At 49.9% G+C, this 9,009-nt stretch carries 19 protein-coding genes and 1 pseudogene; all 20 read left to right on the plus strand.

Features of this window, described 5'->3' with window-relative positions; translation table 11 throughout:
- Window positions 1-76: pseudogene (locus QZQ97_RS24095) on the plus strand (EF-Tu/IF-2/RF-3 family GTPase); the annotation flags it as partial.
- A gap of 132 nt (window positions 77-208) precedes the next feature.
- A complete protein-coding gene (gene bfd, locus QZQ97_RS24100; RefSeq protein WP_004951190.1) occupies window positions 209-403 on the plus strand; it encodes a bacterioferritin-associated ferredoxin in 195 nt (64 codons plus the stop codon).
- A gap of 74 nt (window positions 404-477) precedes the next feature.
- Window positions 478-957: a bacterioferritin gene (gene bfr / locus QZQ97_RS24105; protein ID WP_004951186.1), complete on the plus strand. Its 480-nt coding sequence runs from the start codon at window positions 478-480 to the stop codon at window positions 955-957.
- A gap of 381 nt (window positions 958-1,338) precedes the next feature.
- Window positions 1,339-1,650, plus strand: a complete 312-nt coding sequence (gene rpsJ, locus QZQ97_RS24110) for a 30S ribosomal protein S10 (RefSeq protein WP_001181005.1) — start codon at window positions 1,339-1,341, stop codon at window positions 1,648-1,650.
- A 32-nt stretch (window positions 1,651-1,682) separates the two neighbouring features.
- Window positions 1,683-2,312 carry a 50S ribosomal protein L3 gene (rplC, locus tag QZQ97_RS24115; protein ID WP_004951181.1) on the plus strand — a complete coding sequence of 210 codons (630 nt, stop codon included), beginning with the start codon at window positions 1,683-1,685 and terminating at the stop codon, window positions 2,310-2,312.
- 10 nt (window positions 2,313-2,322) lie between these two features.
- Window positions 2,323-2,928, plus strand: a complete 606-nt coding sequence (gene rplD / locus QZQ97_RS24120; protein ID WP_004929779.1) for a 50S ribosomal protein L4 — start codon at window positions 2,323-2,325, stop codon at window positions 2,926-2,928.
- Window positions 2,925-3,227 (plus strand): 50S ribosomal protein L23, encoded by a 303-nt coding sequence (rplW, locus tag QZQ97_RS24125; protein WP_004951179.1) that lies wholly within the window; start codon window positions 2,925-2,927, stop codon window positions 3,225-3,227. The genes rplD and rplW overlap by 4 nt, the downstream gene beginning before the upstream one ends.
- A gap of 18 nt (window positions 3,228-3,245) precedes the next feature.
- Complete coding sequence (rplB, locus tag QZQ97_RS24130) at window positions 3,246-4,070, plus strand: 50S ribosomal protein L2 (protein WP_024912205.1); 825 nt, start codon at window positions 3,246-3,248, stop codon at window positions 4,068-4,070.
- Between the two features lie 14 nt (window positions 4,071-4,084).
- Window positions 4,085-4,363 carry a 30S ribosomal protein S19 gene (gene rpsS / locus QZQ97_RS24135; protein WP_004929772.1) on the plus strand — a complete coding sequence of 93 codons (279 nt, stop codon included), beginning with the start codon at window positions 4,085-4,087 and terminating at the stop codon, window positions 4,361-4,363.
- Between the two features lie 14 nt (window positions 4,364-4,377).
- The gene (gene rplV / locus QZQ97_RS24140; RefSeq protein WP_044554947.1) at window positions 4,378-4,710 is read left to right on the plus strand and encodes a 50S ribosomal protein L22; all 333 of its coding nucleotides are present in this window, start codon (window positions 4,378-4,380) and stop codon (window positions 4,708-4,710) included.
- Window positions 4,711-4,727: 17 nt separating this feature from the next.
- Complete coding sequence (gene rpsC, locus QZQ97_RS24145; protein ID WP_004951172.1) at window positions 4,728-5,426, plus strand: 30S ribosomal protein S3; 699 nt, start codon at window positions 4,728-4,730, stop codon at window positions 5,424-5,426.
- Between the two features lie 12 nt (window positions 5,427-5,438).
- Window positions 5,439-5,849, plus strand: a complete 411-nt coding sequence (gene rplP / locus QZQ97_RS24150; RefSeq protein ID WP_004951171.1) for a 50S ribosomal protein L16 — start codon at window positions 5,439-5,441, stop codon at window positions 5,847-5,849.
- Entirely contained in the window at window positions 5,849-6,040 is a 192-nt protein-coding gene (rpmC, locus tag QZQ97_RS24155) for a 50S ribosomal protein L29 (RefSeq protein ID WP_004951169.1), read from the plus strand. The genes rplP and rpmC overlap by 1 nt, the downstream gene beginning before the upstream one ends.
- Entirely contained in the window at window positions 6,041-6,295 is a 255-nt protein-coding gene (gene rpsQ / locus QZQ97_RS24160; protein ID WP_012147219.1) for a 30S ribosomal protein S17, read from the plus strand. It abuts the gene before it with no gap.
- Window positions 6,296-6,461: 166 nt separating this feature from the next.
- Window positions 6,462-6,833: a 50S ribosomal protein L14 gene (gene rplN, locus QZQ97_RS24165; RefSeq protein WP_020837240.1), complete on the plus strand. Its 372-nt coding sequence runs from the start codon at window positions 6,462-6,464 to the stop codon at window positions 6,831-6,833.
- Window positions 6,834-6,843: 10 nt separating this feature from the next.
- A complete protein-coding gene (gene rplX, locus QZQ97_RS24170) occupies window positions 6,844-7,158 on the plus strand; it encodes a 50S ribosomal protein L24 (RefSeq protein WP_020837239.1) in 315 nt (104 codons plus the stop codon).
- A gap of 14 nt (window positions 7,159-7,172) precedes the next feature.
- Window positions 7,173-7,712, plus strand: a complete 540-nt coding sequence (rplE, locus tag QZQ97_RS24175; RefSeq protein ID WP_004951155.1) for a 50S ribosomal protein L5 — start codon at window positions 7,173-7,175, stop codon at window positions 7,710-7,712.
- A gap of 13 nt (window positions 7,713-7,725) precedes the next feature.
- A complete protein-coding gene (rpsN, locus tag QZQ97_RS24180; protein WP_037425862.1) occupies window positions 7,726-8,031 on the plus strand; it encodes a 30S ribosomal protein S14 in 306 nt (101 codons plus the stop codon).
- Window positions 8,032-8,061: 30 nt separating this feature from the next.
- On the plus strand, window positions 8,062-8,454 hold the full coding sequence (gene rpsH / locus QZQ97_RS24185; protein ID WP_065506711.1) for a 30S ribosomal protein S8: 393 nt from the start codon (window positions 8,062-8,064) through the stop codon (window positions 8,452-8,454).
- 14 nt (window positions 8,455-8,468) lie between these two features.
- The gene (rplF, locus tag QZQ97_RS24190; RefSeq protein ID WP_065506710.1) at window positions 8,469-9,002 is read left to right on the plus strand and encodes a 50S ribosomal protein L6; all 534 of its coding nucleotides are present in this window, start codon (window positions 8,469-8,471) and stop codon (window positions 9,000-9,002) included.
- Window positions 9,003-9,009: the final 7 nt, after the last annotated feature.

Consider the following 9,009-nt stretch of genomic DNA (forward strand, 5'->3'; position numbering starts at 1 on the left):
CGACGGCCTGCGTTTCGCAATCCGTGAAGGCGGCCGTACTGTTGGCGCTGGTGTTGTTGCTAAAGTTATCGCTTAATCGCTGATAATTTTTCGACACAAAAAGAGGGCACTTCGGTGCCCTTTTTTTATGCAATTCGCTCAAATCTTAATTGAAATAAAAAGCATTCCTATTTAGACTTATGCAATTGGTTAAGAAGTGAGTCTCTCTATGTATGTATGCCTATGTAATGCCGTGACTGACAAAGCAATCCGTAAAGCCGTGCGTCAGCACAACCCTCATACCATGAAGCAACTGCGTGAATTAGTGCCGATTGGTACCGACTGCGGGAAGTGCATTCGACAGGCAAGGCAGATTATGGTGGAGGAACGCGGAACCATTATCCTTATGCACGAAGTTGCCTAACTAAAGGTACGGTTATTTTTTGACTCTTGGCCTCCAGCTTCTACACTTTCAGAACTGGCCAGGAGGAGTTACCTATGAAAGGCGATAAAAAGATCATTGCTCACCTCAACAAACTGCTCGGCAACGAGCTGGTTGCCATCAATCAATATTTCCTGCACGCGCGAATGTTCAAAAACTGGGGCTTAATGCGCCTTAATGACAAGGAATATCATGAGTCGATCGATGAAATGAAGCATGCCGATCGCTACATCGAGCGCATTTTATTCCTTGAAGGTCTGCCGAATTTACAAGATCTTGGCAAACTGAACATTGGCGAAGATATCGAAGAAATGCTGCGTTCAGACCTGGCCCTGGAGTTGGATGGCGCCAAGAATCTGCGTGAAGCCATCGCCTATGCCGACTCGATCCATGACTACGTCAGCCGTGATTTGATGATAGAGATCCTGGCAGATGAAGAAGGGCATATCGACTGGCTGGAAACTGAGCTGGATTTGATTGCACGTCTGGGCATTCAAAATTACGCGCAAGCCCAGGTACTGGAACGCAAAGACTAGTCTCCTTATCATCCCCACTCCCCGTCGGCGGCTATTTTGTAGACACCGTAGGGGAGTAGCGGCAAGAGCTCGCCTACCTGCATAATCCCATCTCCGTGCATCGCTTTTCGTAGTCGAATACGGGAATCGGTAAAAAATGTCGATATCCTGAGCATATTTCCATCTGTGGCTTGCTTCCCGTTCTGTTTTGCGTATAATGCGCGGGCTTACCTAATCTTGGTAAGCCTGATTTTAGCGAATCAGTCGATAGGCAGGACTTTCTGCTCATCGAACAATACTCCCGATATGGGGGTTATATGTTGACGATTACACTCCCCCATCAATCGAAATGGGTGTGAGGAGTAATTATTTACGTTTATAAATAATTGGAGCTCTGGTCTCATGCAGAACCAAAGAATCCGTATCCGCCTGAAAGCGTTTGATCATCGTCTTATCGATCAATCAACCGCGGAAATCGTCGAGACTGCCAAGCGCACTGGTGCGCAAGTCCGTGGTCCGATCCCGCTGCCAACTCGCAAAGAGCGCTTTACCGTTCTGATCTCTCCGCACGTTAACAAAGACGCGCGTGATCAGTACGAGATTCGCACTCACAAGCGTCTGGTTGACATCGTTGAGCCAACCGAGAAAACCGTTGATGCTCTGATGCGTCTGGATCTGGCTGCCGGTGTAGACGTGCAGATCAGCCTGGGTTAATCAGGTCATTGAGCGATTGAGAGGTTGAAACAATGATTGGTTTAGTCGGTAAAAAAGTGGGTATGACTCGTATCTTCACTGAAGATGGCGTTTCTATCCCTGTAACCGTGATTGAAATTGAAGCGAACCGCGTGACTCAGGTTAAAGACCTGGCTAACGACGGATACCGTGCCGTTCAGGTCACCACTGGTAGCAAAAAAGCTAACCGCGTGACCAAACCGGAAGCGGGTCATTTCGCTAAAGCTGGCGTTGAAGCTGGCCGTGGTCTGTGGGAATTCCGCCTTGCAGAAGGTGAAGAGTTCACTGCAGGTCAAAACATCAGCGTAGAAATCTTCGCTGACGTTAAAAAAGTCGATGTTACTGGTACTTCTAAAGGTAAAGGTTTTGCCGGCACTGTAAAGCGCTGGAACTTCCGTACCCAAGACGCTACCCACGGTAACTCCTTGTCTCACCGCGTTCCGGGTTCTATCGGTCAGAACCAGACTCCGGGCAAAGTGTTCAAAGGCAAGAAAATGGCTGGCCACCTGGGTGACGAGCGTGTAACCGTTCAAAGCCTGGACGTAGTACGTGTTGACGCTGAGCGCAACCTGCTGCTGGTTAAGGGTGCTGTACCGGGCGCAACCGGTGGCAACCTGATCGTTAAACCAGCTGTGAAGGCGTAAGGGGATAGCAATGGAATTAGTATTGAAAGACGCGCAAAGCGCGCTGACTGTTTCCGAAACTACCTTCGGTCGTGATTTCAACGAAGCGCTGGTACACCAGGTTGTTGTTGCTTATGCAGCAGGTGCCCGTCAAGGTACCCGTGCTCAGAAGACCCGTGCTGAAGTGACTGGTTCCGGTAAAAAACCGTGGCGCCAGAAAGGTACCGGCCGTGCGCGTTCAGGTTCTGTAAAGAGCCCGATCTGGCGTTCAGGCGGCGTGACCTTTGCTGCTAAACCGCAGGACCACAGTCAGAAAGTAAACAAAAAGATGTACCGCGGCGCGCTGAAAAGCATCCTGTCCGAACTGGTACGTCAAGATCGTCTGATCGTTGTCGAGAAGTTCTCTGTAGAAGCGCCTAAAACTAAGCTGCTGGCACAGAAACTGAAAGATATGGCTCTGGAAGATGTGCTGATCGTGACCGGTGAACTGGATGAGAATCTGTTCCTGGCAGCTCGCAACCTGTACAAGGTTGACGTGCGCGATGTAGCTGGTATCGACCCGGTTAGCCTGATCGCCTTCGACAAAGTGGTTATGACTGCTGATGCTGTGAAGCAAGTTGAGGAGATGCTGGCATGATCCGTGAAGAACGTTTGCTGAAAGTGCTGCGTGCACCGCACGTATCTGAAAAAGCATCCGCTGCGATGGAAAAAAGCAACACCATCGTTCTCAAAGTTGCCAAAGACGCGACCAAAGCAGAAATCAAAGCTGCAGTGCAGAAACTGTTTGAAGTCGAAGTCGAAGACGTGAACACCCTGGTAGTTAAAGGGAAAGTGAAACGTCACGGTCAGCGTGTTGGTCGTCGTAGCGACTGGAAAAAAGCTTACGTCACCCTGAAAGAAGGCCAGAACCTGGACTTCATCGGCGGCGCAGAGTAAGTCGGAGGAGTAAGAACAATGGCAATTGTTAAATGTAAACCTACATCTCCGGGTCGTCGCCACGTTGTTAAAGTGGTTAACCCTGAGCTGCACAAGGGTAAACCTTATGCCCCGCTGCTTGAGAAACTGAGCAAAAGCGGTGGTCGTAACAACAATGGCCGTATCACCACCCGTCATATCGGTGGTGGCCACAAGCAACATTATCGTCTGGTTGACTTCAAACGCAACAAAGATGGTATTCCTGCTGTGGTTGAGCGTCTGGAGTACGATCCGAACCGTTCCGCGAACATCGCGCTGGTTCTGTACAAAGACGGCGAACGCCGTTACATCCTGGCGCCGAAAGGCCTGAAAGCTGGTGACCAGATTCAATCTGGCGTTGATGCTGCAATCAAAGCGGGTAACACCCTGCCAATGCGCAACATCCCGGTTGGTTCAACGGTTCACAACGTAGAAATGAAACCAGGTAAAGGCGGCCAGTTGGCTCGTTCTGCTGGTGCCTACGTTCAGATCGTTGCTCGTGACGGTTCCTACGTAACTCTGCGTCTGCGCTCAGGCGAAATGCGTAAAGTTCCAGTTGATTGCCGCGCCACCCTGGGTGAAGTCGGTAACGCTGAACATATGCTTCGCGTTCTGGGTAAAGCAGGTGCTGCACGTTGGCGTGGTGTTCGTCCTACCGTTCGCGGTACGGCGATGAACCCGGTAGATCACCCGCACGGTGGTGGTGAAGGTCGTAACTTTGGTAAGCACCCGGTAACTCCGTGGGGCGTTCAGACCAAAGGTAAGAAGACCCGTAGCAACAAGCGTACTGATAAGTTCATCGTACGTCGCCGTAGCAAAAAATAATTAGAGGATAAGCCATGCCACGTTCTCTCAAGAAAGGTCCTTTTATTGACCTGCACTTGCTGAAGAAGGTAGAGAAAGCGGTGGAAAGCGGTGACAAGAAGCCTTTGCGCACTTGGTCCCGTCGTTCAACGATCTTTCCTAACATGATCGGTTTGACCATCGCTGTCCATAATGGTCGTCAGCACGTACCAGTGTTCGTTTCCGATGAAATGGTCGGTCACAAACTGGGTGAATTCGCGCCGACTCGTACTTATCGCGGCCATGCGGCTGATAAAAAAGCTAAAAAGCGCTAAGGTAGGAGGAAGAGATGGAAACTATCGCTAAACATCGCCACGCTCGTTCTTCTGCTCAGAAGGTTCGCCTTGTTGCAGACCTGATCCGCGGTAAGAAAGTGTCGCAAGCTCTGGAAACTCTGAACTACACCAACAAGAAAGCTGCTGGTCTGGTTAAGAAAGTGCTGGAGTCTGCCATTGCTAACGCAGAACACAACGATGGCGCTGACATCGATGATCTGAAAGTCACGAAAATCTTCGTAGACGAAGGCCCAAGCATGAAGCGCATTATGCCGCGTGCGAAAGGTCGTGCAGATCGCATCCTGAAGCGCACCAGCCACATTACTGTGGTTGTGTCCGATCGCTGAGACTCTGGAGACTAGCAATGGGTCAGAAAGTACATCCTAATGGTATTCGCCTGGGTATTGTCAAACCTTGGAACTCTACTTGGTATGCGAATACCAAAGAATTCGCTGACAACCTGGACAGCGACTTTAAAGTTCGTCAATTCCTGATTAAGGAACTGGCGAAAGCTTCCGTTTCTCGCATCGTTATCGAGCGTCCTGCGAAGAGCATCCGTGTGACTATTCACACTGCTCGCCCAGGCATCGTTATCGGCAAGAAAGGTGAAGATGTCGAAAAACTGCGTAAGGTCGTAGCGGATATCGCTGGCGTTCCTGCACAGATTAACATCGCCGAAGTCCGTAAACCGGAACTTGACGCTAAATTGGTTGCTGACAGCATCACTTCCCAGCTGGAACGTCGCGTTATGTTCCGTCGTGCTATGAAGCGTGCTGTACAGAACGCAATGCGTCTTGGCGCTAAAGGTATCAAAGTTGAAGTAAGCGGCCGTCTTGGCGGTGCTGAAATCGCGCGTACCGAATGGTACCGTGAAGGTCGTGTTCCGTTGCACACACTGCGTGCGGATATCGATTACAACACATCTGAAGCGCACACCACTTATGGTGTAATCGGCGTTAAGGTATGGATCTTCAAAGGTGAGATCCTGGGTGGTATGGCTGCAGTTGAACAACCGGAACCGGCTGCTCAACCTAAAAAGCAGCAGCGTAAAGGCCGCAAGTAAGGAGAGTCGCTGATGTTACAACCAAAGCGTACAAAATTCCGTAAGATGCACAAAGGCCGCAACCGTGGTCTGGCGCAGGGTACGGATGTTAGCTTCGGCACTTTCGGTCTGAAAGCTGTTGGCCGTGGCCGTCTGACTGCTCGTCAAATCGAAGCAGCTCGTCGTGCAATGACTCGTGCAGTTAAGCGTCAAGGTAAAATCTGGATCCGTGTATTCCCGGACAAACCGATTACCGAGAAGCCGCTCGAAGTGCGTATGGGTAAAGGTAAGGGTAACGTGGAGTATTGGGTTGCCCTGATCCAACCTGGTAAGGTCCTGTACGAAATGGACGGTGTGCCAGAAGAGGTCGCCCGTGAGGCATTCAAGCTCGCTGCAGCTAAATTGCCGATCAAAACCACCTTTGTAACTAAGACGGTGATGTAATGAAAGCACAAGAGCTGCGTGAAAAAAGCGTTGAAGAGCTGAACACTGAGCTGCTCAACCTGCTGCGTGAGCAATTTAACTTGCGCATGCAGGCGGCAAGTGGCCAGCTGCAACAAACTCACCTGTTGAAACAAGTGCGTCGTAATGTCGCACGCGTTAAGACTTTACTGACTGAAAAGGCGGGTGTGTAAATGACTGATATTAACCGTACTCTGCAGGGTCGTGTTATTAGTGACAAAATGGAGAAATCCATGGTTGTTGCTATCGAGCGCACGGTGAAGCACCCGATCTACGGGAAATTCATCAAGCGTACGACCAAGCTGCACGTACATGACGAGAACAACGAATGTGGTATCGGTGACGTGGTAGAAATCCGCGAATGCCGTCCACTGTCTAAGACTAAGTCTTGGACGTTGGTTCGCGTTGTAGAGAAAGCGATTCTGTAATAGAGTAGCAGCCTCTAACTTAATAAACGGCTCAGAAAATGAGCCGTTTATTTTTTCTACCCATACTTTGGAAGCGGTGTTATAATGCTGCGCCCTCGGTTATGGGGCTTTTCAACGACCTAGTAATAGGTCCTAAAGTTGTAGTTGACATTAGCGGAGCACTAACATGATCCAAGAACAGACTATGCTGAACGTGGCCGACAACTCCGGTGCACGTCGCGTAATGTGTATCAAGGTTCTAGGTGGCTCGCACCGTCGCTACGCAGGCATCGGCGACGTCATCAAAATTACCATCAAGGAAGCAATTCCTCGCGGTAAGGTGAAGAAAGGCGATGTGCTGAAGGCGGTAGTGGTGCGCACCAAGAAGGGTGTACGTCGCCCGGACGGTTCTGTCATTCGCTTCGATGGTAATGCATGCGTTATTTTAAACAATAACAGCGAGCAACCTATCGGTACGCGTATTTTTGGGCCGGTAACTCGTGAACTGCGTAATGAGAAGTTCATGAAAATTATCTCTCTGGCACCAGAAGTACTCTAAGGAGCGAACCATGGCAGCGAAAATCCGTCGTGATGACGAAGTTATCGTGCTTACCGGGAAAGACAAAGGTAAACGCGGTAAAGTAAAAAATGTCTTGTCTGCTGGCAAGGTCATTGTTGAAGGTATCAACCTGGTTAAGAAACATCAGAAGCCGGTTCCGGCCCTGAACCAACCAGGTGGCATTGTTGAAAAAGAAGCTGCTATTCAGGTTTCTAACATTGCTCTCTTCAACACGGCTACCGGTAAGGCTGACCGTGTAGGCTTTAGATTCGAAGACGGCAAAAAAGTCCGTTTCTTCAAGTCTAACAGCGAAACTATCAAGTAATTTGGAGTAATACGATGGCGAAACTGCATGATTACTACAAAGACGAGGTAGTCAAACAACTGATGTCTCAGTTTGATTACAACTCTGTCATGCAAGTCCCTCGGGTCGAGAAGATCACCCTGAATATGGGTGTTGGTGAAGCGATCGCTGACAAGAAACTGCTGGATAATGCAGCAGCCGATTTGGCAGCAATCTCCGGTCAAAAGCCGTTCATCACCAAAGCACGCAAATCTGTTGCAGGCTTCAAAATCCGCCAGGGCTATCCGATCGGCTGTAAAGTAACTCTGCGTGGCGAACGCATGTGGGAGTTCTTTGAGCGTCTGATTTCCATTGCTGTTCCACGTATCCGTGACTTCCGTGGCTTGTCCGCTAAGTCATTCGATGGCCGTGGTAACTACAGCATGGGTGTGCGTGAGCAAATCATCTTCCCAGAAATCGACTATGACAAAGTCGATCGTGTTCGTGGCTTGGATATTACCATTACCACTACTGCGAAATCTGATGATGAAGGCCGTGCACTGTTGGCTGCTTTTAACTTCCCGTTCCGCAAGTAAGGCAGGGTTACTGATGGCTAAGCAATCAATGAAAGCACGCGAAGTCGTTCGCGTGAAACTGGCTGACAAGTACCGCGCTAAACGCGAGGAATTGAAAGCTATCATTTCTGGTGTGAACTCATCCGACGAAGATCGTTGGGATGCTGTTCTCAAGCTGCAAACTCTGCCGCGTGATTCCAGCCCGTCTCGTCAGCGTAAACGCTGCCGCCAAACTGGCCGTCCACATGGTTATGTGGGCAAATTCGGGTTGAGCCGTATCAAGCTACGTGAAGCCGCCATGCGCGGTGAAGTACCAGGCTTGAAAAAGGCTAGCTGGTAATTACCAATTGAATCACGGGAGTAAAGACAGATGAGCATGCAAGATCCGATCGCGGATATGCTGACCCGTATCCGTAACGGTCAAGCCGCGAACAAAGTTGCGGTCACCATGCCTTCCTCCAAGCTGAAAGTGGCAATTGCCAACGTGCTGAAGGAAGAAGGTTTTATTGAAGATTTCAAAATCGAAGGCGACACCAAGCCTGTACTGGAACTGGTACTGAAGTACTTCCAGGAAAAGGCAGTGGTAGAAAGCATTCAGCGAATCAGCCGTCCAGGTCTGCGCATCTATAAGAAAAAAGATGAGCTGCCTAAAGTTATGGCCGGTTTGGGTATTGCTGTTATTTCTACCTCTAAAGGTGTTATGACCGATCGTGCAGCTCGCCAAGCTGGTCTTGGTGGCGAGATTATCTGCTACGTAGCTTAATTCGGGAGGAAAGAATGTCTCGTGTTGCAAAAGCACCCGTCGTCATTCCTGCCGGCGTAGAGGTAAAACTCAACGGTCAGGTTATTTCGATTAAGGGTAAGAACGGCGAGCTGACTCGTACTGTCCACGACGCCGTTGAAGTGAAGCAAGAAGCTAACGCACTGACTTTCGCTCCACGCGAAGGTTTTGCTAACGCATGGGCCCAAGCGGGTACTACGCGCGCTCTGCTGAACGCAATGGTAGTTGGTGTTACCGACGGCTTCACCAAAAAGCTTCAACTGGTAGGTGTTGGTTATCGTGCTGCTGTTAAAGGCAACGTGGTGAATTTAGCCTTGGGCTTTTCTCACCCTGTCGATCACCAGCTGCCAGCAGGTATTACTGCTGAATGCCCTAGCCAAACTGAAATCGTGCTGAAAGGCGCTGATAAACAAGTTATTGGCCAGGTTGCTGCAGATCTGCGTGCCTACCGCCGTCCTGAGCCTTACAAAGGCAAGGGTGTCCGTTACGCCGACGAAGTCGTGCGTACCAAAGAGGCTAAGAAGAAGTAAGGTAACA

Source organism: Serratia sp. root2 (assembly GCF_031931805.1).
GTDB classification, from domain to species: Bacteria; Pseudomonadota; Gammaproteobacteria; order Enterobacterales; family Enterobacteriaceae; genus Serratia; species Serratia inhibens.

What these genes read in the sequence shown, in the direction of transcription:
- bfd (WP_004951190.1), top strand. Translation starts at nt 209, where the DNA reads ATGTATGTATGCCTATGTAATGCCGTGACTGACAAAGCAATCCGTAAA.
- bfr (WP_004951186.1), top strand. Translation starts at nt 478, where the DNA reads ATGAAAGGCGATAAAAAGATCATTGCTCACCTCAACAAACTGCTCGGC.
- rpsJ (WP_001181005.1), top strand. Translation starts at nt 1,339, where the DNA reads ATGCAGAACCAAAGAATCCGTATCCGCCTGAAAGCGTTTGATCATCGT.
- rplC (WP_004951181.1), top strand. Translation starts at nt 1,683, where the DNA reads ATGATTGGTTTAGTCGGTAAAAAAGTGGGTATGACTCGTATCTTCACT.
- rplD (WP_004929779.1), top strand. Translation starts at nt 2,323, where the DNA reads ATGGAATTAGTATTGAAAGACGCGCAAAGCGCGCTGACTGTTTCCGAA.
- rplW (WP_004951179.1), top strand. Translation starts at nt 2,925, where the DNA reads ATGATCCGTGAAGAACGTTTGCTGAAAGTGCTGCGTGCACCGCACGTA.
- rplB (WP_024912205.1), top strand. Translation starts at nt 3,246, where the DNA reads ATGGCAATTGTTAAATGTAAACCTACATCTCCGGGTCGTCGCCACGTT.
- rpsS (WP_004929772.1), top strand. Translation starts at nt 4,085, where the DNA reads ATGCCACGTTCTCTCAAGAAAGGTCCTTTTATTGACCTGCACTTGCTG.
- rplV (WP_044554947.1), top strand. Translation starts at nt 4,378, where the DNA reads ATGGAAACTATCGCTAAACATCGCCACGCTCGTTCTTCTGCTCAGAAG.
- rpsC (WP_004951172.1), top strand. Translation starts at nt 4,728, where the DNA reads ATGGGTCAGAAAGTACATCCTAATGGTATTCGCCTGGGTATTGTCAAA.
- rplP (WP_004951171.1), top strand. Translation starts at nt 5,439, where the DNA reads ATGTTACAACCAAAGCGTACAAAATTCCGTAAGATGCACAAAGGCCGC.
- rpmC (WP_004951169.1), top strand. Translation starts at nt 5,849, where the DNA reads ATGAAAGCACAAGAGCTGCGTGAAAAAAGCGTTGAAGAGCTGAACACT.
- rpsQ (WP_012147219.1), top strand. Translation starts at nt 6,041, where the DNA reads ATGACTGATATTAACCGTACTCTGCAGGGTCGTGTTATTAGTGACAAA.
- rplN (WP_020837240.1), top strand. Translation starts at nt 6,462, where the DNA reads ATGATCCAAGAACAGACTATGCTGAACGTGGCCGACAACTCCGGTGCA.
- rplX (WP_020837239.1), top strand. Translation starts at nt 6,844, where the DNA reads ATGGCAGCGAAAATCCGTCGTGATGACGAAGTTATCGTGCTTACCGGG.
- rplE (WP_004951155.1), top strand. Translation starts at nt 7,173, where the DNA reads ATGGCGAAACTGCATGATTACTACAAAGACGAGGTAGTCAAACAACTG.
- rpsN (WP_037425862.1), top strand. Translation starts at nt 7,726, where the DNA reads ATGGCTAAGCAATCAATGAAAGCACGCGAAGTCGTTCGCGTGAAACTG.
- rpsH (WP_065506711.1), top strand. Translation starts at nt 8,062, where the DNA reads ATGAGCATGCAAGATCCGATCGCGGATATGCTGACCCGTATCCGTAAC.
- rplF (WP_065506710.1), top strand. Translation starts at nt 8,469, where the DNA reads ATGTCTCGTGTTGCAAAAGCACCCGTCGTCATTCCTGCCGGCGTAGAG.